The 25038-nt window shown below is 38.1% G+C and carries 25 protein-coding genes and 1 pseudogene; 18 read left to right on the top strand and 8 right to left on the bottom strand.

Annotation, left to right across the window (positions count from 1 at the left end):
* The first annotated feature begins 1 nt into the window (after position 1).
* The 3 genes from M5A78_RS18445 to lpdA all read left to right on the top strand — a co-directional run bounded on the left by M5A78_RS18445 (position 2) and on the right by lpdA (position 3799).
* Complete coding sequence (locus M5A78_RS18445; RefSeq protein WP_248736750.1) at positions 2-979, top strand: alpha-ketoacid dehydrogenase subunit beta; 978 nt, start codon at positions 2-4, stop codon at positions 977-979.
* An 86-nt stretch (positions 980-1065) separates the two neighbouring features.
* Positions 1066-2379, top strand: a complete 1314-nt coding sequence (locus tag M5A78_RS18440; protein WP_248736749.1) for a dihydrolipoamide acetyltransferase family protein — start codon at positions 1066-1068, stop codon at positions 2377-2379.
* Positions 2380-2383: 4 nt separating this feature from the next.
* Complete coding sequence (gene lpdA, locus M5A78_RS18435) at positions 2384-3799, top strand: dihydrolipoyl dehydrogenase (RefSeq protein ID WP_248736748.1); 1416 nt, start codon at positions 2384-2386, stop codon at positions 3797-3799.
* A 471-nt stretch (positions 3800-4270) separates the two neighbouring features.
* On the opposite strand, the gene M5A78_RS18425 is transcribed toward lpdA, so the two are convergent.
* Positions 4271-4705, bottom strand: coding sequence for a DUF1885 family protein (locus M5A78_RS18425; RefSeq protein WP_248736800.1), 435 nt, complete (start codon positions 4703-4705; stop codon positions 4271-4273).
* 162 nt (positions 4706-4867) lie between these two features.
* On the opposite strand from M5A78_RS18425, the gene M5A78_RS18420 reads away from it, so the two are divergent.
* The 3 genes and pseudogenes from M5A78_RS18420 to M5A78_RS18410 form a co-directional block, all read left to right on the top strand.
* Entirely contained in the window at positions 4868-5167 is a 300-nt protein-coding gene (locus M5A78_RS18420; protein WP_248736747.1) for a DUF3055 domain-containing protein, read from the top strand.
* A 164-nt stretch (positions 5168-5331) separates the two neighbouring features.
* Positions 5332-5454 carry a GapA-binding peptide SR1P gene (locus M5A78_RS18415; RefSeq protein ID WP_248736746.1) on the top strand — a complete coding sequence of 41 codons (123 nt, stop codon included), beginning with the start codon at positions 5332-5334 and terminating at the stop codon, positions 5452-5454.
* Positions 5455-5801: 347 nt separating this feature from the next.
* Positions 5802-6066, top strand: a pseudogene (locus tag M5A78_RS18410) (transposase); the annotation flags it as partial.
* A 307-nt stretch (positions 6067-6373) separates the two neighbouring features.
* Here the strand turns inward: M5A78_RS18410 and M5A78_RS18405 are convergent.
* On the bottom strand, positions 6374-7846 hold the full coding sequence (locus tag M5A78_RS18405) for an aminotransferase class I/II-fold pyridoxal phosphate-dependent enzyme (protein WP_248736745.1): 1473 nt from the start codon (positions 7844-7846) through the stop codon (positions 6374-6376).
* Positions 7847-8055: 209 nt separating this feature from the next.
* Between M5A78_RS18405 and M5A78_RS18400 the strand changes: the two genes are divergently transcribed.
* Together M5A78_RS18400 and M5A78_RS18395 are read left to right on the top strand one after the other, a co-directional pair.
* Positions 8056-9015, top strand: a complete 960-nt coding sequence (locus M5A78_RS18400) for an NAD(P)H-dependent flavin oxidoreductase (protein WP_248736744.1) — start codon at positions 8056-8058, stop codon at positions 9013-9015.
* A 43-nt stretch (positions 9016-9058) separates the two neighbouring features.
* Complete coding sequence (locus tag M5A78_RS18395) at positions 9059-9331, top strand: UPF0223 family protein (RefSeq protein WP_248736743.1); 273 nt, start codon at positions 9059-9061, stop codon at positions 9329-9331.
* A gap of 87 nt (positions 9332-9418) precedes the next feature.
* On the opposite strand, the gene M5A78_RS18390 is transcribed toward M5A78_RS18395, so the two are convergent.
* Entirely contained in the window at positions 9419-10051 is a 633-nt protein-coding gene (locus M5A78_RS18390) for a YktB family protein (RefSeq protein WP_248736742.1), read from the bottom strand.
* Positions 10052-10230: 179 nt separating this feature from the next.
* On the opposite strand from M5A78_RS18390, the gene M5A78_RS18385 reads away from it, so the two are divergent.
* Both M5A78_RS18385 and M5A78_RS18380 read left to right on the top strand, forming a co-directional pair.
* Complete coding sequence (locus M5A78_RS18385) at positions 10231-10425, top strand: hypothetical protein (protein ID WP_248736741.1); 195 nt, start codon at positions 10231-10233, stop codon at positions 10423-10425.
* A 279-nt stretch (positions 10426-10704) separates the two neighbouring features.
* Positions 10705-11502, top strand: a complete 798-nt coding sequence (locus M5A78_RS18380; RefSeq protein ID WP_248736740.1) for an inositol monophosphatase family protein — start codon at positions 10705-10707, stop codon at positions 11500-11502.
* Between the two features lie 30 nt (positions 11503-11532).
* Here M5A78_RS18380 and M5A78_RS18375 read toward each other — a convergent pair whose 3' ends face one another.
* The gene (locus M5A78_RS18375) at positions 11533-11718 is read right to left on the bottom strand and encodes a YlaF family protein (protein WP_248736739.1); all 186 of its coding nucleotides are present in this window, start codon (positions 11716-11718) and stop codon (positions 11533-11535) included.
* 145 nt (positions 11719-11863) lie between these two features.
* On the opposite strand from M5A78_RS18375, the gene typA reads away from it, so the two are divergent.
* Genes typA through M5A78_RS18360 form a run of 3 tightly spaced genes read left to right on the top strand, consistent with a single transcriptional unit; the run spans position 11864 to position 14374 of the window.
* Complete coding sequence (typA, locus tag M5A78_RS18370) at positions 11864-13702, top strand: translational GTPase TypA (RefSeq protein ID WP_248736738.1); 1839 nt, start codon at positions 11864-11866, stop codon at positions 13700-13702.
* A gap of 59 nt (positions 13703-13761) precedes the next feature.
* Positions 13762-14073 (top strand): YlaH-like family protein, encoded by a 312-nt coding sequence (locus tag M5A78_RS18365; RefSeq protein WP_248736799.1) that lies wholly within the window; start codon positions 13762-13764, stop codon positions 14071-14073.
* A 4-nt stretch (positions 14074-14077) separates the two neighbouring features.
* Positions 14078-14374, top strand: coding sequence for a hypothetical protein (locus tag M5A78_RS18360; protein WP_248736737.1), 297 nt, complete (start codon positions 14078-14080; stop codon positions 14372-14374).
* A gap of 240 nt (positions 14375-14614) precedes the next feature.
* Here M5A78_RS18360 and M5A78_RS18355 read toward each other — a convergent pair whose 3' ends face one another.
* Entirely contained in the window at positions 14615-14815 is a 201-nt protein-coding gene (locus M5A78_RS18355) for a YlaI family protein (RefSeq protein WP_248736736.1), read from the bottom strand.
* 356 nt (positions 14816-15171) lie between these two features.
* Here M5A78_RS18355 and M5A78_RS18350 point away from each other — a divergent pair, with 356 nt between their 5' ends.
* Positions 15172-15627 carry a pyridoxamine 5'-phosphate oxidase family protein gene (locus M5A78_RS18350; protein ID WP_248736735.1) on the top strand — a complete coding sequence of 152 codons (456 nt, stop codon included), beginning with the start codon at positions 15172-15174 and terminating at the stop codon, positions 15625-15627.
* A 41-nt stretch (positions 15628-15668) separates the two neighbouring features.
* Here M5A78_RS18350 and M5A78_RS18345 read toward each other — a convergent pair whose 3' ends face one another.
* Positions 15669-16259, bottom strand: a complete 591-nt coding sequence (locus tag M5A78_RS18345) for a YhcN/YlaJ family sporulation lipoprotein (protein WP_248736734.1) — start codon at positions 16257-16259, stop codon at positions 15669-15671.
* A gap of 211 nt (positions 16260-16470) precedes the next feature.
* Here M5A78_RS18345 and M5A78_RS18340 point away from each other — a divergent pair, with 211 nt between their 5' ends.
* Positions 16471-17799, top strand: coding sequence for a PhoH family protein (locus M5A78_RS18340; RefSeq protein WP_248736733.1), 1329 nt, complete (start codon positions 16471-16473; stop codon positions 17797-17799).
* 46 nt (positions 17800-17845) lie between these two features.
* Here M5A78_RS18340 and M5A78_RS18335 read toward each other — a convergent pair whose 3' ends face one another.
* Positions 17846-18343 (bottom strand): peptidyl-prolyl cis-trans isomerase, encoded by a 498-nt coding sequence (locus M5A78_RS18335; protein WP_248736732.1) that lies wholly within the window; start codon positions 18341-18343, stop codon positions 17846-17848.
* A 169-nt stretch (positions 18344-18512) separates the two neighbouring features.
* Between M5A78_RS18335 and M5A78_RS18330 the strand changes: the two genes are divergently transcribed.
* From M5A78_RS18330 to pyc, 3 genes are all read left to right on the top strand, one after another.
* A complete protein-coding gene (locus M5A78_RS18330) occupies positions 18513-18794 on the top strand; it encodes a YlaN family protein (protein ID WP_248736798.1) in 282 nt (93 codons plus the stop codon).
* A 195-nt stretch (positions 18795-18989) separates the two neighbouring features.
* On the top strand, positions 18990-20198 hold the full coding sequence (locus tag M5A78_RS18325) for an FtsW/RodA/SpoVE family cell cycle protein (RefSeq protein WP_248736731.1): 1209 nt from the start codon (positions 18990-18992) through the stop codon (positions 20196-20198).
* Between the two features lie 65 nt (positions 20199-20263).
* Positions 20264-23707 carry a pyruvate carboxylase gene (gene pyc, locus M5A78_RS18320; protein ID WP_248736730.1) on the top strand — a complete coding sequence of 1148 codons (3444 nt, stop codon included), beginning with the start codon at positions 20264-20266 and terminating at the stop codon, positions 23705-23707.
* Between the two features lie 108 nt (positions 23708-23815).
* On the opposite strand, the gene M5A78_RS18315 is transcribed toward pyc, so the two are convergent.
* Positions 23816-24724, bottom strand: coding sequence for a COX15/CtaA family protein (locus M5A78_RS18315; RefSeq protein WP_248736729.1), 909 nt, complete (start codon positions 24722-24724; stop codon positions 23816-23818).
* Positions 24725-25038 lie beyond the last annotated feature (314 nt).

Raw genomic sequence — 25038 nt, 5'->3', positions numbered from 1 at the left:
CATGGCTCAAATGACGATGATTCAAGCAATTACTGATGCATTGCGTACGGAATTGCGTAATGACCCGAATGTATTAGTTTTCGGAGAAGATGTGGGCGTAAACGGTGGTGTATTCCGTGCGACAGAAGGTTTGCAAAACGAATTTGGCGAAGATCGTGTCTTTGACACACCACTTGCTGAATCAGGAATCGGCGGTTTAGCGGTCGGTCTTAGTTTACAAGGCTTCCGTCCAGTTCCAGAAATTCAATTCTTCGGTTTTGTATATGAAGTTATGGATTCCATTTCTGGTCAAGCAGCTCGACTTCGTTATCGTACAGGAGGCAAATTCAATGCTCCTGTAACATTTCGTTCACCATTTGGAGGTGGCGTACATACACCTGATATGCACGCGGACAGCTTAGAAGGTCTTATGGCTCAACAACCTGGTGTAAAGGTTGTTATTCCATCAACTCCATATGATGCTAAAGGGCTTCTCATTTCATCAATCCGTGACAATGATCCGGTTATTTTCCTTGAGCATATGAAGTTATACCGTTCTTTCCGTCAAGAAGTTCCTGAAGAGGAATACACCATTCCACTAGGAAAAGCGGAAGTGAAACGTGAAGGGACCGATATATCAATTGTTACTTATGGTGCAATGGTTCACGAGTCATTGAAAGCAGCAGAAGAACTTGAGAAAGAAGGGTATTCTGCTGAAGTAATTGACTTACGTACAGTAAGTCCGATTGATATTGAAACCATAATTGCCTCTGTTGAAAAAACAGGTCGTGCAATTGTTGTTCAAGAAGCGCAAAAACAAGCTGGTATTGCGGCAAACGTTGTAGCTGAAATTAACGATCGTGCAATTTTAAACTTAGAAGCACCAGTATTGCGTGTGGCAGCACCAGATACAATATTTGCTTTCCCACAAGCTGAATCTGTTTGGTTACCAAATTATAAAGATGTAATTGAAACAGCTAAAAAAGTTTTAACGTTCTAAGAGACTTGGGAAATAGTTTATACTGTTTCCCTCTTGCTCATAAATAATGGAAGAACCAGATGGAAAAAATAGGAGGATGAGTTTCAGTGTCATTTCAATTTAAAATGCCTGATATCGGTGAAGGAATTCACGAAGGCGAAATCGTTAAATGGTTTATCAAGCCTGGCGATAAAGTCCAAGAAGATGATGTACTTTGTGAAATACAAAATGATAAAGCAGTTGTTGAAATTCCTTCCCCTGTCGAAGGAACAGTTATTGAAGTTTTAATTGGAGAAGGAACCGTTGCTACAGTTGGACAGGTTCTCGTCACCTTTGATGCACCAGGATACGAAAACTTGCAATTTAAAGGTGATCATAGTGATGATGAGCCTAAACAAGAAGAAAAGGCAGTTGCACCAGCACCAGAGGCTACACCGCAGGTCACACCTGCTGCAGCTACACCATCTGTACAACCACAAACAGAAGTTGATCCAAATCACCGTATTATTGCTATGCCATCTGTCCGGAAATTTGCCCGTGATAAAGGGGTAGAAATTGGTTTAGTTGCTGGAACAGGTAAAAACGGACGTATCGTGAAAACTGATATTGAAACATTCTTAACCGGTGGAGCTCAAGCAGTAGCACCGCTGGCTCAAGCTCCAGCTCCTGAAGCTGTAAATCATGCAGAAACTAAAGCAGCACCTATCCCGCAAGGTGAATATCCTGAAACTCGTGAGAAAATGAGCGGTATTCGTAAAGCAATTGCAAAAGCAATGGTTAACTCAAAACATACAGCTCCACACGTAACACTAATGGATGAAATAGATGTAACGAAACTTGTTGCTCATCGTAAAAAATTCAAAGAAGTGGCTGCTGCTAAAGGCATTAAGCTTACTTTCTTACCATATATCGTAAAAGCATTAACAAGTGCATTACGTGAATTCCCTGCGCTTAATACGTCTCTTGATGATGCAACAAGTGAGATTATCCATAAGCACTACTATAATATTGGAATTGCTGCTGACACGGAAAAAGGCTTATTAGTTCCGGTAGTAAAAGATGCGGACCGTAAGTCTGTTTTCAGTATTTCTAATGAAATTAATGAACTTGCAGGAAAAGCTCGTGACGGAAAGCTTGCACCTAACGAAATGAAGGGTGCGTCATGTACGATCTCAAATATTGGTTCAGCAGGTGGACAATGGTTTACTCCTGTTATTAACCACCCAGAAGTAGCTATCTTGGGTGTAGGAAGAATCGCTGAAAAACCAATTGTAAGAGATGGAGAAATTGTTGCTGCACCTGTATTGGCCCTTTCCTTAAGCTTTGACCACCGCATGATTGATGGTGCAACAGCACAAAATGCATTGAATCATATTAAACGTTTATTGAACGATCCAGAACTATTGTTAATGGAGGCGTAATAAAATGGTCGTAGGAGATTTCCCGATTGAAACAGATACTATAGTAATTGGTGCAGGTCCTGGGGGTTATGTTGCCGCGATTCGGGCAGCACAGCTTGGACAAAAAGTAACGATTGTTGAAAAGGAATATGTAGGCGGTGTTTGTTTAAATGTTGGCTGTATTCCATCCAAAGCATTGATTTCAGCAGGTCACCGCTACGAAACAGCGATACATTCTGAAGCATTCGGAATTACAGCTGAAAATGTAAAAGTTGATTTTTCAAAGGTTCAACAATTTAAAGACGGAATCGTGAAAAAGTTAACTGGTGGTGTTGAAGGGTTATTAAAAGGAAATAAAGTGAACATTGTTCGTGGTGAAGCATACTTTGTGGATGCTAATACACTTCGTGTAATGGACGATAATTCTGCGCAAACCTATACCTTTAAAAATGCGATTATTGCAACTGGATCTCGTCCAATTGAGCTGCCAACATTTAAATATTCAAAACGCGTTCTTAATTCTACAGGAGCACTTAACCTAGCAGAAATTCCGAAAAAAATCGTTGTCATCGGCGGCGGTGTAATCGGAATTGAACTTGGCGGTGCATACGCAAACTTTGGTAGCCAAGTCACCATCTTAGAGGGTGCAGATGAAATCCTAGGTCTTGGAATTTTTGATAAGCAAATGGCTGCACTTGTTAAGCGCAGCATGAAGAAAAAAGGTGCGGAATTCTATACAAAAGCATTGGCTAAGGGCGTAGAAGAAACTGAAAATGGTGTAATTGTAACCTTCGAATCAAAAGGCGAAGAAATGAAACTCGAGGCTGATTATGTATTTGTAATGGTTGGACGCCGTCCTAACACTGATGAGATGGGTCTTGAACAAGTTGGTGTTAAAGTAAGTGATCGCGGGATTATTGAAATCGACAAACAATGCCGTACTAATATTAGCAATATTTACGCCATTGGTGATGTTGTTCAGGGTCCTCAATTAGCACATAAGGCATCATATGAAGCCAAAATTGCTGCTGAGGCAATTGCTGGCCACGCTTCAGTAATTGATTACTTAGGAATTCCGGCGGTTGTTTTCTCCGAACCTGAATTAGCTTCAGTCGGTTATACAGAAACGCAGGCTAAAGATGAAGGTATCGCTGTAATTGCGGCTAAATTCCCATTTGCTGCAAATGGTCGTGCCTTATCCTTGGACAGTGGTGATGGATTCTTAAAACTAATTACTCGTAAAGAAGACGGGCTGGTAATTGGAGCACAGATTGCCGGTGCAAGTGCATCAGATATGATTGCAGAATTGGGCCTTGCCATTGAAGCTGGAATGACAGCAGAAGATCTTGCCATGACCATTCATGCCCACCCAACACTTGGTGAAATTACAATGGAAGCAGCAGAAGTTGCTTTAGGAACTCCTATACATGTAATCAAATAATGTAAAAAATAAGTCCTTTTCGAAAAAATGCGAAAAGGACTTTACTTTTTTAAAGCGAATATTATCTATATTATTATGTTTTTTGAATATACTTTTGCGAGGAGGGAAAAAATATCTAACTAACAGATTTATCACATATACTTAACCACAAAGGTTTGAGTATGAAAGAATGATTAATGTATGATGAGTGGTGATGATATGAAGGCTTATCTTGTGATAATTTTACAGTTTTTCATTTGGAGTGGATATACTTTTATTGAATGGTTATCAAAGCATGATCAACTGATATATAAGGTCTTGATGTTTTTTATATTTTTTTATTTAGCTTTCATAATTGGAAACCATGTGACAAAATCAGTAAGGAAAACTCTTTTTATCACTTCATTAAGCTTGGTTATTTATACTTCGATTCATTATACATTGGCACAATTTATCCATTAAAAAAGCTCCTTTATGGAGCCGGTTTCGCCTTTACTTTCTTGGGTAGTAATACATGATTCTTTCGTTAAAAAGGTGTAGTTCTCCTTGAAGTTTTTTAGCAAGAAATTTACAAAATTCATTTGCCTTTCCTTTGTCACCAAATGTGGATTGGTCAGGTAGTGTGACCTGTATGTATGTTTGTTCGCTTTCTACGCCATCTTCACTTCTAACGGTTTCCGTATCAACACCTATTAATATAGTATTGTAGCGTTCATGGTTAGATTGTAAGTAAAACCATTTTCCTTTACCTTCCTCGGTTTCTTTCATGGCGTACGGAAAAGCATTTTCTCCGTATTGCCAATTCAATTGGGTTCCCGTTTTTACAGTAATATTTTTATAATAATGAATTAGCTCCTTAACCTCATCAATGGTTACTGTTTGTTTTGCAGATGAAGGCACAAGCTTAATAAATGAATTATCAGCCATCATCATTACCCCCCTATTGGTCCATGATATATGCTCCTCTATTCTAGCATTGAATAAAAAGTGCTGACAACACTTATAGAAATAAATTGCCAAGTTTCTTGTTATTCTGCTGAAAATGAATTATAATAATATTCTAAATATTTAAAGAAAAGGAGGAGCCAAATGGAACTTTTTGATAAGCTCTATGATGAGCACGAAAACACAAAAGTGAGGTTTATTGGATTTACCACAGAAGATACCCGTTATGACTTTGGAATTGTATATACCAATATGTTTTTTGGAAAGCCACTTGTAATCTGCATGCAAACTGGACGTTCAACCCTCCTCGATCCAAAAGATATTGAAGACATAGACTACCTTCAAACCGTATTCCGGATCCCAGATAAACAACAGGCCGCAGATTTAGCTGAGTTTTTTCGCGATACACTTCCGTCCATTCCTTTTGTCACTCAATATGAATAAAAATTACCGAAGAGGCCTGAATGGGGCCTTTTTTGATGAAATATTTTTAATTGTGACATACAAATTAGGCTTGAAATTTCAAATGTGATATATTATTATTGTATTAAGGATGTTTAAGCGCTTTCATATTATGATCATTCATTAAAGAAAAGGGGATTGAACAGATGGGTACTCTTGTATGCCAAACATGTAACTCTACTATTGATCATTTTGAAGATGAAAAAGTAACAGTGCTTTACTCAAAATGTAATTGTTGCGATGACCACCATGTTGACGAAGAAGTATAAATAAGTTAAATAATAAAAACAGGATTCCGTATATTTGGAATCCTGTCAGGCTGTCGAAAAACTTTCGATAGCCTTTTTTTATTCGCTTTCTTTAACAATTCACCGCGTTAATTTGTGAAAAAATTATTAATATATAGGCCTTACAACAGGTCTGTTGATTTGCGCTCCAGGCGCTTCGCTTTCCGCGGGCGTGCCGGGGAGCCTCCTCGTCGCTTCGCTTCTGCGGGGTCTCCCCAGCCCCGTACTCCCGCAGGAGTCTTCGCGCCTTCCACTCCAATCAACAGAGTGTTTTTCAATAAAGACCTTCAACTCAACTAATAAATAATAAAAAATATGTTGTGAAATCAATGTTTAAGCCAAAAGAGTCTAGCCAAAGTGAATATGAATTCGTGTCTATTGATGAATAAGTTCCAGACGACCACCTTCTTCGCTTGATTGACAAATATATAGATTTTACATTTCTCTAGAAAAAGTTCGTCCTTTTTATAGCGAGGATAATGGTCGCCCATCTGATCCCTTATTCTTTTTAAAATGATGTTTATAGGGTATCCTTTTGGCATTCGTTCTGAAAGACAATTAGAAAGAGAAATTAAAATGAACATTGCCTACCGCTAGAAAAAGTGTGTTGCAATTCATTAGGTTGATTTGCCTCCCTGTTGATTGGAGCGGAGGGCACTCGACTCCTGCGGGATAGAGAGGTCACTGGAGACCCCGCAGGCGCCAAAGGCGCCGAGGAGGCTACAGGACCTCCCCGCGGAAAGCGAGTGCCCGGAGCGGAAATCAACAGGCCAGATAGCAGAGACAATCAGTTAATAAAAAATCGGTAATTTAGATTCAGACAAAAAAATTGCCGAGAAAAATACCTTTTCTCGACAATCTGACAGGATTCCATATATTTGGAATCCTGTTTTTTTATCGTTTATTTTATTGCTTTATATTCTTTTATCACATGAATGGTTTTGATTTCATCGTCTTCTGGTCCTTGGACAGGTAAACCTACTTCAAGGTTTTTGCGAATATAATGAAGATTTTCTTGCGTAATGATTTCACCAGGAATAAAAATTGGAATACCAGGTGGGTAAACCATCACAAACTCAGCAATGATTCTTCCTTCGGATTCCTCAAAAGGAATAACCTCGGTTTCAGCATAAAAAGCATCTCTTGGTGTTAGAGCAAGCACAGGGATTTCCGGAAGAAGAACCTCTACTGGTTCAAAATTTTCCGGGCGATGTTTACATTCGTCTGCGAGTTCTTTTAAGGCATTAACTAAAAGGTTTGCCTCATTTTTCGTGTCACCAATCGTAATAATGCAAAGGATGTTATAGAGGTCAGATAATTCTACTTCGATGTTATGTCTTTCTCTCAGCCATTTTTCTACTTCATATCCGGTTAATCCTAACTTCTTGACGGAAATTATTAGTTTTGTCGGATCATAATCAAACGTTGCCTTGGAACCTAAAATTTCCTCACCGACACAATGGAGATCGTCAATTTCATTGATTCTTTCGCGAATGGACTGAGCTAATTGGATCGTATTGTCAATTAATTCTTTGCCTTTTGTCGCTAACTGCTTACGAGCAACATCAAGAGAAGCTAGCAATAAATACGATGTAGAAGTTGTTGTAAGCATACTTAAAATCGATTGGACGTGTTTAGCTGATACGAGCCCTTCCTTGACATTTAGGATGGAGCTTTGGGTCATGGAACCACCTAGCTTATGGACACTAGTTGCCGCCATATCGGCCCCTGCCTGCATGGCGGAAAGCGGAAGTTCATCATGGAAATGAATGTGGACCCCATGGGCTTCATCAACGAGGACGGGGACATGGTAAGAATGGGCAATTTCGACAATTTTCTTTAAATCAGCAGAAATCCCGAAGTAGGTTGGGTTAATGACTAAAATACCTTTTGCATCAGGATGCTGTTCAAGAGCCCTTTCGACTGATTCAGTCGTAATCCCATGAGAAATTCCTAATTCCTTATCAATTTCCGGATGAATGAACACAGGGATCGATCCAGAAAAGACAATCGCCGACATGACTGATTTATGGACATTTCTTGGAACAATGATTTTTTCTCCAGGTCCGCATACAGCCATTACCATCGCGATAATTGCTCCGCTTGTGCCTTGAACAGAAAAGAATGTTCGGTCGGCCCCAAAAGCCTCAGCAGCTAAATCCTGAGCTTGTTTAATAATTCCTTTTGGCTGATGAAGGTCATCAAGAGGTCCTATATTAATTAAGTCGATTGACAGGGCATTATCGCCAATAAAATGACGAAATTCCGGGTCAATTCCGACACCTTTTTTATGTCCGGGAATATGGAATTGAATCGGATTTCTTTCTGCATGCGCTAATAAGCCGCTAAATAACGGTGTTTGATTTTGTGACAAAGATAATTGCACCTCTTTATAAAAAATACTCTTATTAAGTTTTAAAATAATAAAACAAATGGAATTATAGCATTATTCCTTTGTGTTGCAAAGGGTTTTGCTTTAAAAAATCAGCATAATAATAGCTTCAAGTTAGTTTCCCATTAATAAAGGAAAATTAACCATTTTAGCCGAAATAACAATAAGCAAATAATTAGGAGGGGATTCCATTGAATTGGCAAACACGAGTGTCTGATATCTTAAACATTAAATATCCGATTATCCAAGGAGGTCTAGCTTATTTAGCCTATTCTGACTTGGCTGCAGCTGTATCAAACGCTGGGGGACTTGGTCAAATTACGGCGATGTCATTAGCTAATCCGAATCAACTTAGAGAAGAAATACGAAAAGTAAAACAACTGACGAACAATCCTTTTGGGGTTAATTTTGCCATCGGGCAGCACGGCAGGCCATTCGCTGATTTTTTACAGGTTGCAATTGCTGAAAACGTACCAGTTGTCTCGATGACAGGAGGGAATCCGGCACCAATTTTTGAACAGTTAAAGGGAACTCAGGTAAAAACACTTGTCCTTGTTGCGGCAAGAAGACAGGCTGTTAAAGCAGAAGAGTTAGGGGCTGATGCGGTTATGGTTGTGGGGCAGGAAGGGGGTGGCCATCTTGGTAGGGATGATACCGGCACCATGGTTTTAATTCCGCAGGTGGTGGATGCTGTTTCCATACCGGTAATTGCTTCAGGTGGAATCGGTGATGGCAGGGGGCTGATGGCAGCGCTTAGTTTAGGTGCTGAAGGGATTGAAATGGGAACGAGATTTATAGCCACTAAGGAATGTATTCATGCAAACGATTTTTACAAGCAGAGGTTAGTCGATGGAACAGAATCGGACACTGTTGTTATCAAGAAGACTTTAGGCACACCAGCGAGGGCAATTGCGAATAGCTGGACGGATAATATCCTTGAAATTGAGAGAAATAATGGTGGCTTTGAACAACTAAAGGATCTAATTAGCGGGTTGGCGAATAAACGCTACATATATGATGGTGTTGCAAGCGAAGGTTTTGCCTGGGCAGGACAGGTAATGGGACTTATTAAGGATGTACCAGCCGTGGCAGAACTCTTAGAAAGAATCATTAATGATGCGGAACAAATTCGTGCAAAATGGGGAAAATAAAGGTATGATTCACTTTAGTTGAAAATAGTAAGTAGGTGAGAATATGGAATACCAATATCCGATTGATTACAACTGGTCAACAGATGAAATTGTCGATGTCATTAAATTTTTTGAAGCAATAGAGAAAGCCTATGAAAAGGGAATTGAACGAGATGAGCTTATGAAGGCATATCGCCGGTTCAAAGAAATTGTTCCCAGCAAAGCGGAAGAAAAGACTATTTGCGGTGAATTCGAAGAAATAAGCGGTTATTCGTCATATCGGACAATTAAAAAAGTAAAAGACGCCCATCCTGGCGAGCGAATTACAATGAAATAATACAAAAAGCTCCCGAAATAGTTTTGTCTGGGAGCTTTTCCTATTTTATCTTGCATTAACGGGCAGTAAGACCTCATAATTGAAGTTTCACTTTATGTTCAGTGCGATTTTATATAATGGTGCTACCTTATTAAATACCTCATCAATTTGCTGCATTAAACCTTCGGAACCTAACTGGATGGCTTTTTCCTTGTCGATGGTATACCCACATAATAATTCAGCTTTTTTTACGTTTTGAAACCGGTCGAAATAAGAAAGTAAATCTTTCTTTGACAATTGTCCGTGTTTAACTGTCTCCGGTTTTGTGTGGTCTACAGACCAGGCGAAATCCTTTGGTATTTCTTTGTATATTTTAGTTGCCCTTTTAGTGAATCTTGCTCCTATTACTTCTTGTTGTGGTGCTTCATAAATAATAGCAAACCAAATAAATAAATGCGTGTTCCACATGCCGATTTGAAAATGAGGAAGCATTTTATAGCCACGGACATTATTAGCGAATGCGACCCATGTATCCTTTGGAGGATTAATCGTTCGTCTTGCATGTTTCGCTACATGGACAAACATTTCATCTCCGGTTAAAGCCGATAATGTTGGTGCGAAGTGTTGACCCAAACTTTCCAATTTAGGACGTATATTTTCTTTAAGAGCTTCCATCCTTGCTTCTAACCCATCTATTAAAAAGACATCAAAATCCTCATTCGTAAATCCGTTGAAATTCATCTCACTACCCCCAACAAACCTTTTGTCAATTATTGTAGCATAAGCGTGAAAATACAAGAAGTTTGTTGCTCTTCTAGGTTAAAGCACATATTTGTTGCAACATATATAGGTGATTCATATTATACAGTAAAAAAAACAATCTGAAAAAATAGTTAAATCACAGGAAGGGGAGGAAAAAAGTGAAGCAATTGATGAATACGTCTTTAAAAAAAGTAGGCGAAAAGGAAAGAACAGCGGTATTAAGATTGGAAATGGATTATGAATTAGCAACATTATTTGAAGCAATTGAGGAAAAGAACGAGAAGAAAATGAAAGAATGTAAACAAAAATTAGAAAAAATTCGCCAGGAATTATTACGGTTAAAAGCTCTTTGAATGATTCTATGCATTTTTATCTAAGGGGAAATTAATTAGAATGAATCGAAAAAAAAGAATATCTTGTGGGCTTATCTAAAACGAACTCCAAATGAGGATGATGGGAGTTCGTTTATTATTGTACATTTATGTAATTATTTGAGCATGAATCAAATAGGTAGCTTGAAAGTTGATGTGTTCCAATAATTTGATTAAGCTATAGTTACATCAATTTATTTGTCATGCTTCATACTACATATTGGAATCGTTTTTGGAATAAACGTTTATTGGAGGAGAAAAATGAAGTGGGAAGATATTAATGCCCATGCAAAGCAATGGGTAAAAGAAGCAGGAGAAAGAATCCGATTATCCTTTGATACGACATTAAACATTCAGACGAAAACTAACGCTAATGATCTTGTAACGAATATCGATAAAGAAATTGAACAATTTTTTATTAAAAAAATTAGAGAAGTTTATCCTGAACACAAAATTATGGGGGAAGAAGGATTTGGGGACGAACTCCGCAGCCTTGATGGAATTGTCTGGCTGATAGATCCGATTGATGGGACGATGAATTTCATTCATCAGCAAAGAAATTTTGCCATTTCCCTTGGAGTATATGAAAATGGCATAGGGAAAATCGGTCTCATTTACGATGTTGTCCACGATGAGTTGTACCATGCCATCAGAGGAAAAGGTGCCTATATTAACGAAAAGCCGATAGCTCCAGTTAAGGAAACAACGGTTAAGGAATCTATTATTGCCCTTAATGCCACTTGGGTAATGGAAAATCACCGTATTGATCACAATTTAATGATTCCGCTGGTCAAAGATGTAAGAGGGACAAGGTCGTATGGGACTGCGGCACTGGAAATGGTGTTTGTTGCCACTGGAAGGGTTGACGCCTACCTGTCAATGCGATTATCTCCTTGGGATTTTGCTGCAGGGACGGTCATAGTTGAAGAGTTAGGTGGAGTAGTGACAAATTTAAGAGGAGAAAAGCTTGATTTTCTTTCCAAAGATTCTTTATTCGCAGCCAATCCCAGCTTGCATCAATCGATATTAAAGGATTATTTAAAAAACGGTAAATTCTAAAGAAAGAAGCCTGGAAAAATTCCAGGCTTCTTATAGTTCTCCGTTCTCACGCATCTTTTTTTTAGTTTTAAAACCGATTCCCATAACAATAACAACGGCTAAGATTGCGCCAATTATCCCGGTGATGCTTTTTTCACTAATGGCAATGCCAATTCCCATAATACTTACTGCAGCTAAAATTGCACAAATAAGCAATGGCCATTTCACTTGATTCATTTTTTTACCCCTTAAAATTTACTTTTATTTTAATAATACATTAAAATGCTTATCAGTTTCCACTTTAAGTATGGTATAATATTTTAGTTGTATTTGGGAAACTAAAAATAGCTTTTATTTTTATAAAATAGGTAGGAGTGGAATTTTGAAACTTAGAGAAGATGTACGAAATATAGCGATTATTGCCCACGTTGACCATGGAAAAACGACTTTGGTTGACCAGTTGTTAAAACAATCTGGAACGTTTCGTTCTAATGAGCACGTGGAAGAACGTGCAATGGACTCAAATGATATTGAAAGAGAACGCGGAATCACCATCCTCGCGAAAAATACTGCTATTCAATACAAAGATACAAGAATCAACATTTTGGATACACCAGGACACGCCGACTTTGGTGGTGAAGTAGAACGGATCATGAAAATGGTTGATGGTGTATTGCTAGTAGTCGATGCCTATGAAGGCTGTATGCCGCAAACTCGTTTTGTTCTTAAAAAGGCATTGGAGCAAAATATTACTCCAATTGTTGTTGTAAATAAAATTGACCGTGACTTTGCTAGACCTATTGAAGTAATCGATGAAGTAATCGATTTATTTATCGAACTTGGAGCAAATGAAGATCAACTTGAGTTTCCCGTTATTTACGCTTCAGCAATTAATGGAACAGCAAGTACTAATCCAGAAAAACAAGATGAAAATATGCAATCCTTGTATGATTCCATTGTTGAATTCATTCCTGCCCCTGTTGATAATCATGAAGAACCATTGCAATTTCAGGTTGCCCTTCTGGATTATAACGACTATGTTGGCAGAATCGGAATTGGCCGAGTTTTCCGTGGAACCATGCATGTAGGTCAACAAGTAGCACTTATGAAGTTAGATGGTTCCGTAAAACAATTCAGGGTGACAAAGATTTTTGGCTTCTTTGGCTTAAAACGCCAAGAAATTCAAGAGGCAAAGGCTGGCGACCTAATTGCTGTTTCTGGAATGGAAGATATTAATGTTGGTGAAACAGTTTGTCCATTTGAACACCAGGATGCACTTCCAATTTTACGAATCGATGAACCGACACTACAAATGACTTTTGTCGTTAATAATAGCCCATTTGCAGGAAGAGAAGGGAAATATTTAACTTCAAGAAAGATTGAAGAAAGACTTCTAGCCCAATTGCATACCGATGTTAGCTTACGTGTAGAAAACACAGATTCACCGGATGCATGGATTGTTTCTGGCCGTGGGGAGCTTCATTTATCAATATTGATTGAAAACATGCGCCGTGAAGGCTATGAACTTCAAGTTTCAAAACCTGAAGTTATCGTTAAAGTTATTGATGGTGTCCGCTCCGAACCAATTGAGAGAGTACAAATTGATGTTCCTGAAGAACATACAGGCTCCGTAATGGAATCAATTGGTGCCCGTAAAGGCGAAATGATTGATATGATTAATAATGGATCAGGTCAAGTTCGCTTAATCTTTAATGTGCCAGCACGTGGTCTAATTGGTTATACCACCGAATTCTTAACAATGACACGCGGTTATGGAATTATTAATCATACCTTTGATAGCTACCAGCCAATGCTACCGGGTCAAGTTGGCGGAAGACACCAAGGAGTACTTGTGTCAATGGAATCTGGAAAAGCCTCCACATATGGTATAATGCAAGTAGAAGACCGTGGAACAATATTTGTTGAACCTGGTACGGAAATATATGAAGGAATGATTGTTGGTGAAAACACTCGTGAAAATGACATCACCGTCAATATTACCAAAGTGAAGCAGGCAACTAATGTACGTTCAGCAAATAAAGACCAAACGTCAGTCATTAAAAAACCACGCATCATGACATTAGAAGAGTCATTAGAATATTTAAATGATGACGAGTATTGTGAGGTTACACCTGAATCTATTCGTCTAAGGAAGAAAATTCTTGATAAAAATGAACGTGAAAAAGCGGCTAAAAAGAAAAAATATGCTGAAATGAGTTAATTAAAGAGGTGCACGCTGTGGAAGATTTAAAATCCTTCTCCCCGAGTTTAAGATTTTTTATTGAGCTTGTTGCTGGTAATTCTCCTGTAACACAAAGTGATATAGAGACTGGTGTAATCCTTCAATATTTATTTATTGTCATTTTGACAGTAATTGTCTACAGGTTAGGGTTTGCAAAAAAACTGCCGCTATTGAAAAATATCGTCATTTATCTCAGCCTTTGCGTTGGATGCTTGGTTATGTTGTTCTTTTCATACGCACTGCCAATTGCTGAAGGATTAGGTGTAGCGGCCTTACTCTTAATTGTTTATAAACTTCGCTTACACCAAACCAAAAAACAGCAGACTAAAAGCAAAATAACAGGGGGCTAAGAAAATGAAATCCCTACAGGATGCACTTTATAATTGGCTTACAATAAAGATTGTAAGTGATGCTCGTCCTGATGATACGGCAGCAACAGAAACACGGGAATTCTTTGAAGAAATGTTAACAACCCAGCATCATGTTTCGAATATTGAAACATCAAAAGACGATGTGATGTATTATGTTTCATATCAACAGGGCGGAGAAATGAAAAAAAATCGTTACCCGCGTGAATTGATTGAAATCATGTTAATTCAAATTAATCAAGAGCCTGATAAGTATGAAAACTATCCAACAGAGGATGACTAAAAAACCGCTTGCATATTCTTTTGGGAATATGCAAGCGGTTTTTGTGCTAATACAAGATTTTAAATATTGAACTTTGAAAATTGTCCAGCGCAAGCGCCCTAGCGACTAGAGTGCTTCCTTCACCTCCCTACGATAAGTCAACATCGGTTCACTTCGTTTACCGTGTTTCCTTTATCTCAGTCGGTTCAGTCCAGCCCTTACGTCGCTGAACAGGGCGCTTGCGCTTTTCTAATTATTGTATTACCATTCATCTTTTTCAGATTTAGCACGAAATAACCGAAAATTACCTGTATTGATTCGTGCATTTGTTCTTTCTGTTATTCTTGTGCTACAGTCACTGCACATATAAGTATGGATGGGACGATTGCGAAGCCGTTTGGCTATAAATGATTCATCTTCAATCGCTTCGATTTTATCGCAAATTACACACTTTACTCTCATTAAGGCACCTCATCAATTATTTCTTAAATCGAATGTCTATACTACAGTATATCACGGTTGAACACCTGATGGTAAACCAAGCGCGTTTAGGTTGATGAAAAAATGGGATAGTAGTAATATGAGAATATCTGTTTTAAAACAGTGTGAAGGAATAAGAAAAGCGCAAGCGCCCGTTTAGCACCGTATGGACTAGACCGCTCCCACTGAGATCAAGGAAACACGGAGAGCATTAGCGATCCGATGTTGACTTATCGTAGGGAGGAGAAGGCTAGTACACAAGCTGCAGGGGGTGGAGTTGAACAATTCTCCAAGTCGAATGTATAAATTGTGATTCAAAAATTAAAGGGGTTGTAATAATGGCAAATCAAGTGGAACCAAAGCTAATCAAGCCTTTATATGATGAGCTGCAAAAAGAACGGTTCGTAACCTTAGCGACGGTTGATCATGAAACAGGAGGTCCAAATGTAAGCGCCATTTCATGGGTGTTAGCGAAAGACGAAAGTTCAATCTTTTTTGCTGTGGACAATCGTTCAAGAATATTAGAAAATATTCTTAAAAATAATAAAGTTGTCATCAATTTGATTGCAAATGAATCCACTTACTCAATTCAAGGGGATGCTCACATAAAAGAAGAGAGACTACAGGATGTACCACTAAAGCTTGCCTTAGTCGAAGTTACAATTAAAGAAGTAAGGGATGTTATGTTTTACGGATCGAAAATTGTCACTGAAGTACTGTATGATAAAACCTATGATAAAAAAGCGGCTGATAAACTGGACAAACAAGTAATGGACGCAATGAAAAAAGCTTAGAATGCCTAAGCTTTTTTCTAATTCATTTGTTGTTGCATTTATTATTTATGGTGATTCGATTGGTCTTTCTGTTCCTTTTTCAGCTTTTGTTCTTCTTTTGTCGGGAGTGTTTTGTTTGGCTTTTCGGGAGCATTTTTCGGGCTTGGAGTAATTATATCTCCCGGTATTTCAGGCATCAATCGGCCTGCAACATCTGCAAGCTCCTCCATAATCCCTTGTACGGGTCTGCCGTTTTTAATATCTGCTTGAATTTCTTTTAAACGCTGGGTTGTGTCAGCATCAGCTACGACAACAGCTGTGGCACCATATGGGTCTTTTTTCAAGCTTTCCGCCACAGAATACTTAATCGACCCAACCCGCGAACGGTCAAGTTTAGCATTTACGTCAATTCCAACAATCGCATATCTTCCTAATACAACAGCCGTTGCGTCATTTACCTCAGGAATACTTGTTGCGAGTTTAACTAAACGCTTAGAGATTTCCTGCCCCGATTTTCGGTCAACACTTTCAATATAACTGTTTTTTACATTCACCAATGATTGATTTTCACTTTTAGCAATCTCTTTATGTTTATCGGCATTGCATCCAGCTAAAAGCAAGCATATTGAAGCTATCACTAAGATCTTCTTCATTTAAAACCCTCCAAGAAGCGTTATTAAAGGTAAAAAAATTTCAATAGCGTATCTTTTTCCATCCTTAAGTATACTTACTAACATTTATTGTGCGGAAGTCCTTCTATCTTTATTCCAATAAACATATATTTTACCAAAGTCCTATCTAGTAACAGAATGGTTGAAACATTGTTTACCAAGCCTAACACCAAGGGAAGCGGGAGGCGTCGCTTTGAGTAAAATATACGTGTTAGATACAAATGTCTTGTTACAAGACCCGTATTCCATTTTTTCTTTTGAAGATAATGAAGTTGTTATTCCGGCAGTGGTTCTCGAAGAGGTGGACTCAAAGAAAAGATATATGGATGAAATTGGGCGGAACGCAAGACATGTATCAAGATTAATTGATGGCCTTAGGGCCTCAGGGAAGCTTCATGAAAAAATTCCGCTTGAGAACGGTGGGACGATTAGAATTGAATTAAACCATCGATCCTTTCATGAGCTCCAGGATATTTTTGTTGAAAAAACAAACGATAATCGCATACTTGCGGTCGCGATGAATTTATTCTTAGAGGAACAAGCGAAGGAAAATGGCCAACCAGTTATAATAGTAAGTAAGGATGCATTAGTAAGGGTTAAAGCAGATGCAATTGGATTGAATGCCGAAGATTTTTTAAACGACCGTGTAGTTGAAATAGAACATATATACACGGGATTTTTTGAAATCCTCCTACCGATTGAATTATTAGGTCGTTTTTATGAAAAGGGGGAATTATCCCTTTCTGAGGTTGCCAACCACCCGTTTTATCCAAACCAATTTCTCCTGATGAAGGATGCTCTTGGCAGTTCTGCTTCAGCCATTGGCATGGTGGACAAAACTAGTAAGAAGGTAAAGAAATTAGCTTTAAATCAAGAGCATGTCTGGGGCATCCATTCAAGGAATGTGCAGCAGACAATGGCCATTGAATTATTGCTGCGAAAGGATATCCCTCTTGTTACAATGACAGGAAAAGCAGGAACAGGCAAAACCTTGCTTGCGCTTGCCTCTGGATTGATGCAAACGGAGGATTTCCAAGAATATAAAAAGTTATTAGTGGCAAGACCAATTGTCCCTGTTGGTAAAGACCTAGGGTTCCTTCCTGGTGAAAAGCAAGAAAAGCTTAGACCATGGATGCAGCCAATTTACGATAATTTGGAGTATTTGTTTAATACGAAAAAGCCTGGCGAGCTTGATGCCATCCTCGCAGGAATGGGCTCGATTGAGGTAGAGGCGTTAACTTATATCCGTGGGAGAAGCCTACCTAAGCAGTTCATTATCATTGATGAAGCGCAAAACTTAACGAAGCACGAAGTAAAAACCATCCTTACAAGGGTTGGGGAAGGCAGTAAAATTGTGTTAATGGGAGACCCAGAACAGATTGATCATCCTTATCTTGATGCTTACAACAATGGATTAACGTTGGTCGTCGAAAGGTTCAAGGACCAAGTCATTGCTGGTCATGTTAAACTATTAAAAGGAGAAAGGTCAGGCTTGGCAAGGCTCGCTGCTGATTTATTATAAGAATTATATGAAAAGGAAAAACGGGCGCCTAAAAATGGCACCCGTCTTATTTTACTGTAAAGCCTTTTACGTTTTTAATTGGATTTTCCTGGTTTGAGCCATCATTTAAATAAATATGAACGGGACCATCAATAGAAAGTGGTTTGCCATTATTTGAATATCCCATTATTAAATCAAATGCCTGTTCAAGTGGGAATTCAAATTCACCATTTGAGCTATGAATGACTAATGTTTGTGCATCATTAGTTGGCTCGGAATTTAATAAAAAAGGTTTTAAAGGAATTCCGAAGGTTCCAGTTAAAACTTTTTCTTTCTCAAATTTCTTCTCCGTTTTTAATGTTGGAGGATAAATAGCCCCCTCCATAATTTCACGGTCCCAATGTTTCGAAACAGCTTTCGTATATTCCTCTAATGAATCCGAATTCTCTTTTTTCATTGAAAAATAAGTAGTCAAATCAATGCGGCGGTCGTCAAAAATCCAGACACCCGGATCAAGTGTTATTGAATATTTCACTTTTCCTGATATGATCATGATATTTTCCATCTTCCATACCCCCTAAAGTCTAACATTATTTAGTATAACTTTTTTTAGGGGGAATGTCATAAAAGTAACACCTTTTGGTAATATCCTTCATTCTCCTTGCAATTTTCTCTTGAAAACGGTAAAATTTATAGATAAGTTGAATTATCGCTCTGAAATGGGGGGATCAATGTTGGCGTCTGAAATGATCGTGAATCACCAGGACAAAGCCTCTGCCTTATTGCAGGCTGATGCTGAAAAGATATTAAAGCTTATCAAAGTGCAAATGGACAATCTCACGATGCCTCAATGCCCTCTTTATGAAGAGGTATTGGATACTCAAATGTTTGGCCTATCAAGAGAAATAGACTTTGCTGTTCGATTAGGCTTAATAGATGGTAAGGATGGGAAAGCGATTTTAGATCAATTAGAGAGAGAATTATCTGCGCTTCACGAAGCATCCTTAAAAAAATAATGGATCAAGAACTCAAACAATAATGGTGAATTGTTTGGGTTTTTTATTACTCCGATATTTTATTATTTTCACCTCTATTTTTACACTATTCATTATTAAAATATTGTAACAAATAAACTTTTCCTCAAGTCATAGCAGTCATTTTCTATTATAATAGAGTGATATAAATCAATTTTGAAAATGAGGACGTCGTTCATGATTAAAAAAATTGTTAAATCATATGATTATTCCTTAATAATAACCATTATCCTTTTATGTGCTTTTGGTTTAGTTATGGTCTACAGTGCAAGCATGGCATGGACTGTGCAATGGTATAAAGTTCCAAGCGATTTTTATTATCAAAGGCAAAAATTGTTTTTGATCGTCGCTTTATTCATTTTTATTGTTTGTGCAATTGTCCCTTATAAAATTATGCAATTTACTAAATGGTTTCTTGCACCAATGGTTTGTGCAGCGATTGTTGGTCTTTTAGGATTAGATGTTTTTGGACATGTTGCTGGTAATGCACAAAGCTGGTATCAAATTGGTCCCTTTAAATTTCAGCCGTCAGAGTTTGTAAAGCTTACGGTAATTATTTATTTGGCAGCTGTTTACGCAAAGAAACAGGACTATATCAATCAATTTAATAAAGGAGTTCTTCCTCCACTAGTTTTTCTTTTTATCGTTTGCGGGTTAATTATTTTGCAACCTGATTATGGTACTGCATTTATTATAGCAGCTATTGCCATTACGATGATTTTTGCGTCTGGGATGAACTATAAAAGTATTTCGAAATTAATAATCATGACACTTATTGTTCTCCTGCCACTTGTTTTTGTTGCGAAGGATAAAATATTTTCTGAAAAGCGTGCGAGCCGTTTTGCGGTTTTAGATAATCCGTTTGCTGATGGGGTTGTAAATGATGCCGGATTTCACCTAGCAAATTCATATATTGCTATTGGTTCAGGCGGCGTCAATGGATTGGGATTAGGGAAAAGCATCCAAAAGCTTGGTTATTTACCTGAAGCACATACTGACTTCATTATGGCTATAATTGCTGAAGAATTAGGTATTTGGGGAGTAAGTTTCGTAATAATTCTATTGGCTTATATAGTTTTAAGAGGAATTTATATTGGCTTACAATGTAAGGACCCTTTTGGAAGCCTGCTCGCTATTGGTATTTCAAGTATGATTGGTATTCAATCTTTTATCAATTTAGGCGGTGTATCTGGAGTTATTCCACTTACAGGTGTACCGCTACCATTTATTAGCTATGGTGGGTCCTCTTTGTTAATGCTTGCAGCTGCGTCTGGAATTCTTGTAAATGTGTCCATGTTTACGAAATATGAAAAAATATATAAAAATAAACAGGAACATGTTGATAATAAGAAACAAAAACGTGATGGTAAGGTTTTCTATATTTAATGAGAACGCGGGGACATGTATACACCCCGCGTTTTTGAAAATACATAGAATATGAGGTGCTAAAAGTGACAAGACAGATAAATAAAGTGTTGGTTGCGAATCGTGGAGAAATTGCCATAAGGGTTTTTCGTGCTTGTACTGAACTGAATATTCGCACTGTTGCGATTTATTCAAAAGAGGATTCCGGTGCCTATCATCGTTATAAAGCTGATGAGGCCTATTTAGTCGGGGAAGGAAAAAAACCAATTGATGCCTATTTAGATATTGATGGAATTATTGCCATTGCAAAAAAAAGCGGTGCCAATGCTATCCATCCAGGTTATGGGTTTATGTCAGAAAATATTCACTTTGCTAAACGTTGTGAAGAAGAGGGAATTGTTTTTATAGGTCCTTCATCTACACACCTGGACATGTTCGGAGATAAGGTGAAGGCGAGAAAACAGGCTGAATTAGCCGATATTCCTGTTATTCCTGGAAGTGATGGACCAATTAATAATGTGAACGAAGTCGTAGAGTTCGCAGAATCACACAGGTTGCCAATCATAATTAAAGCTTCGCTTGGTGGCGGCGGCCGTGGGATGAGAATCGTCAAAAGCCGCGATGAAGTTACGGAGGCGTTTGAACGAGCAAAATCTGAAGCAAAAGCGGCTTTTGGTAATGATGAGGTTTATCTTGAAAAATTAATTGAAAATCCCAAGCATATTGAGGTTCAAATTATTGGCGATAAATACGGAAATATTGTTCATCTTTTTGATCGTGATTGCTCCGTCCAAAGGCGCCATCAAAAAGTTGTTGAGGTTGCTCCAAGTGTGTCAATTTCTAATGAATTACGGAAGCGAATTTGTGATGCCGCCGTAAAATTGATGAAAAAAGTAGATTATTTGAATGCTGGAACGGTTGAATTTCTTGTCTCTGGAAATGACTTTTATTTTATTGAAGTAAACCCGCGGATTCAAGTAGAACATACTGTTACAGAAATGGTTACAGGTATCGATATTGTCCAGACGCAAATATTGGTAGCTGAAGGTCATGACCTTCACGGTCCAATCATTGCGATACCTGCACAGGAAAAAATCCAGCTCAATGGATTTGCTATTCAGTCACGAGTAACAACTGAAGATCCGCTTAATCATTTTATGCCTGATACGGGAAAAATTATGGCCTATCGCTCTGGCGGCGGATTTGGTGTGCGCTTAGATGCTGGAAATGGTTTCCAAGGAGCAGTAATTACCCCTTACTATGATTCTTTACTAGTTAAACTTTCGACCTGGGCATTGACATTTGAACAAGCCGCGTCGAAAATGGTTCGTAATTTGCAGGAATTTAGAATTAGAGGGATCAAAACAAATATTCCTTTTTTAGAGAATGTTGTGAAGCATCCGAAGTTTAGGAATGGAGAATATGATACTTCTTTTATTGATTCAACACCAGAGTTATTCATATTTCCTGTGAGTAAAGACAGAGGAACAAAAATGCTCAGTTATATTGGGACGGTAACAGTAAATGGCTTCCCAGGAGTTGAAAAAAAGAAAAGGCCGGTTTTTTCACAGCCGAAAATTCCAACATTAAAATATGATTTCCCTTGCCAAGAGGGAACAAAACAAATTCTCGATAAATATGGTGCGGAAGGTCTGGTTAAATGGGTTAATAATCAAAAGCAGGTTTTATTAACCGATACAACGTTTAGAGATGCTCATCAATCATTATTAGCAACACGGATGCGGACGACCGATATTGTCCATATAGCTGAGCCGACAGCTAAACTTTTACCAGATATATTTTCCTTTGAGATGTGGGGTGGTGCTACCTTTGATGTTGCCTACCGGTTTTTAAAAGAAGACCCATGGAATCGCTTATTGACACTGCGTGAAAGGATTCCAAATGTTCTGTTTCAAATGCTTATCCGTGGTGCTAATGCGGTCGGATATAAAAATTATCCTGACAACCTAATCAGAGAGTTTGTTAATCAATCAGCATTGGCAGGAATTGATATTTTTCGGATTTTCGACAGTCTAAACTGGGTAAAAGGGATGGAAGTTGCGATTGATGCCGTACGGCAAACTGGAAAAATTGCTGAGGCTTCTATTTGTTATACAGGTGATATTTTGGATGGATCCAGAACGAAATATGATGTTAATTACTATAAAAGTCTTGCCAAGGAGCTGGAGAAAAAAGGCGCTCACATTCTTGCAATTAAGGATATGGCAGGGTTATTGAAACCGGAAGCAGCCTATCGGCTGATTTCAGAATTAAAAGAAACAATAGATATTCCCATCCATCTTCACACCCATGATACTAGTGGGAACGGAATCTTCACCTATGCCAGGGCAATCGATGCTGGTGTTGATATTGTGGATGTCGCCTTAAGTACAATGGCAGGTTTAACCTCACAGCCTAGTGCTAATTCTTTAATTTATGCTCTTGAGGGAACCAAACGGAAACCAAATGTAAACATTGATGCACTTGAAAAACTTTCATATTATTGGGAGGATGTTCGCAAGTACTATCAAGATTTTGAAAGTGGTATGATGTCCCCCCATTCCGAAGTATATCAGCATGAAATGCCGGGAGGTCAATATAGCAATCTACAACAGCAGGCAAAAGCAGTTGGACTTGGTAACCATTGGGAAGAAGTAAAAGAAATGTATTCACGTGTAAACATTATGTTCGGCGATATTGTTAAAGTAACCCCCTCATCAAAGGTCGTAGGGGATATGGCGTTATTTATGGTTCAAAATGAGCTAACTGATGAAGATGTGTTATTAAAAGGACATATGTTGGATTTTCCAGATTCGGTAATTGAATTGTTTATGGGGTATATAGGTCAACCATATGGAGGGTTCCCTGAAGAACTGCAAAAAGTTATTTTAAAAGGCAAGCAGCCATTGGAGGTTCGCCCGGGAGAATTACTTGAACCCGTGGATTTCGATAAGCTGAAGGAAGATCTTTTTAATGAGCTTGGCAGGCAAGTAACACCCTTTGAAATCATTTCCTATGCTTTGTATCCGAAGGTATTTATGGAATATAGCAAAACTGTTGATTTATACGGGAATATTTCTGTCCTCGACACGCCAACATTTCTTTATGGATTAAGATTGGGTGAAGAAATTGAAGTAGAAATTGAAACGGGTAAGACACTGATTGTTAAGCTGGTTTCCATAAGCCAGCCTCAGGCGGATGGTACAAGAGTTGTCTATTTTGAACTAAATGGTCAGCCACGGGAAATCGTAATTAAAGATGAAAGTATCAAATCAACGGTATTATCAAGACTAAAAGCAGATCCGAGGAATGAAAACCATCTCTCGGCCTCCATGCCAGGAACAGTGATAAAAGTAGTGGTAGAAAAAGGGGAAAAGATTGAACGCGGAGATCATTTAATGATTACCGAAGCAATGAAGATGGAAACAACCGTCCAAGCACCATTTTCAGGTGTTATTAAGGATATTTATGTTTCAGGTGGAGATACAATACAAACGGGTGATTTATTACTTGAACTAACAAAAGCATAAATTGAGATCAGCGCATGAGCTTTTATGGAGCCTGGCATTTCTCAAAGTTTATTGAAATAAATTCAAATAAAATAAAAAAAGTTGCCGGCATAGACACCGGCAACTTTTTTAATGATGATTTCGTCTGGATCTTGAATATAACAGAAGAAAATAACTAAGTACGCCAAACAAGCAAGTAATAAAGAAGGCGTGCAAAAGGGCGATATATAGATTAAGTTTGCTAAAAATAATTAACGCACCGGCTATTACTTGTAATGACACAAGAATGAAGGAGATAATCCAACCCCAGTATAAGACCTTTTGATCTTTGTAGTGGCGGATAGCTAAAACAAGAATATAAGCAATCCAAATAAAGATTATCCCTGCTGCAGCCCTGTGTCCCATTTGCACCCATTCGTACATATTATTGGGTAATGACGGTGCATCGTTTAAGCATAACGGCCAATCTCGGCAAACAAGGCTTGCCTTCATATGGCGCACTAATGCGCCAGTGTAAATAACAAGATAACTGTAAATGGAAACCCCAATAATATGAAAACCCATTCGTTTGTCAATATAAAGTTTTTCCGCCTCAAATTTCTTATCAATTTCAAAAATAAGTAGTGTCAACAACAATACTGCTGAAAAGGAGATGAGAGAAATCCCAAAATGTAAGGCAAGAACAAAACCTGATTGCCCCCATTTTACTGCTGCAGCCCCAATCAAACCTTGTAAAAGTAAAAAGAAAAACGAGAGAAAGGAGAGAAATTTTGTTTCTCTAATATGACCAATCGCCTTCCATGACCAAATCGACAGGAGAAGAACCAAGATACCAACTATACCTGATACGAGTCGGTGGGCTAGCTCAATGATTAACTCCGGAGTTATTTCCAATGGTAGGAATTTCCCGTTACATAAAGGCCAAGATCTCCCACAGCCCATTCCCGACCCCGTTTTTGTAACTAAGGCCCCGCCAATTAAAACTAGTACCATTCCGATTGTGGTGGCAACTGCCAACCACTTTAAAGAACGCTGCAAAAAAATTCACCTCTTAAAAAAGTTCAATAATTTGTCATTGGATATTCCTGACAGTATAATATTAAAAAAAGAAACTAGATATATAAGTCCTTATTTATCATAACGAATAAAATCGAAAAAGAACAGAAATTCATAATAGATTTTTAGATAACTTTATTTATCTATCAATAGTAACTGAATAATAACTATTTTTCACTATTGTTATTGTGAAAACAGTCGAAACTTTACTTTGAGTCTGTTAGAAATATTAATAAAAGCTATTTACTTAGAATTATTATTTTATAAAAGTAATAAAAATTAATAATAATCTATAG

Origin of the sequence: Neobacillus rhizosphaerae, assembly GCF_937468385.1 — a bacterium.
Classification (GTDB): Bacteria; Bacillota; Bacilli; order Bacillales; family Cytobacillaceae; genus Neobacillus; species Neobacillus rhizosphaerae.
This window is presented reverse-complemented; position numbering and strand designations above follow the sequence as displayed.

Excerpts from the sequence above, each read along its gene's own strand:
- M5A78_RS18415 (WP_248736746.1), top strand. The coding sequence starts at position 5,332 with ATGGGTACTCTTGTATGCCAAACATGTAACTCTACTATTGATCATTTT.
- M5A78_RS18390 (WP_248736742.1), bottom strand. The coding sequence starts at position 10,051 with ATGAATTTCAACGGATTTACGAATGAGGATTTTGATGTCTTTTTAATA.
- M5A78_RS18425 (WP_248736800.1), bottom strand. The coding sequence starts at position 4,705 with ATGGCTGATAATTCATTTATTAAGCTTGTGCCTTCATCTGCAAAACAA.
- M5A78_RS18420 (WP_248736747.1), top strand. The coding sequence starts at position 4,868 with ATGGAACTTTTTGATAAGCTCTATGATGAGCACGAAAACACAAAAGTG.
- M5A78_RS18360 (WP_248736737.1), top strand. The coding sequence starts at position 14,078 with ATGAAATCCCTACAGGATGCACTTTATAATTGGCTTACAATAAAGATT.
- M5A78_RS18335 (WP_248736732.1), bottom strand. The coding sequence starts at position 18,343 with ATGGAAAATATCATGATCATATCAGGAAAAGTGAAATATTCAATAACA.
- M5A78_RS18345 (WP_248736734.1), bottom strand. The coding sequence starts at position 16,259 with ATGAAGAAGATCTTAGTGATAGCTTCAATATGCTTGCTTTTAGCTGGA.
- M5A78_RS18355 (WP_248736736.1), bottom strand. The coding sequence starts at position 14,815 with ATGAGAGTAAAGTGTGTAATTTGCGATAAAATCGAAGCGATTGAAGAT.
- M5A78_RS18380 (WP_248736740.1), top strand. The coding sequence starts at position 10,705 with ATGAAGTGGGAAGATATTAATGCCCATGCAAAGCAATGGGTAAAAGAA.
- M5A78_RS18395 (WP_248736743.1), top strand. The coding sequence starts at position 9,059 with ATGGAATACCAATATCCGATTGATTACAACTGGTCAACAGATGAAATT.
- M5A78_RS18325 (WP_248736731.1), top strand. The coding sequence starts at position 18,990 with ATGATTAAAAAAATTGTTAAATCATATGATTATTCCTTAATAATAACC.
- lpdA (WP_248736748.1), top strand. The coding sequence starts at position 2,384 with ATGGTCGTAGGAGATTTCCCGATTGAAACAGATACTATAGTAATTGGT.
- M5A78_RS18445 (WP_248736750.1), top strand. The coding sequence starts at position 2 with ATGGCTCAAATGACGATGATTCAAGCAATTACTGATGCATTGCGTACG.
- M5A78_RS18375 (WP_248736739.1), bottom strand. The coding sequence starts at position 11,718 with ATGAATCAAGTGAAATGGCCATTGCTTATTTGTGCAATTTTAGCTGCA.
- M5A78_RS18350 (WP_248736735.1), top strand. The coding sequence starts at position 15,172 with ATGGCAAATCAAGTGGAACCAAAGCTAATCAAGCCTTTATATGATGAG.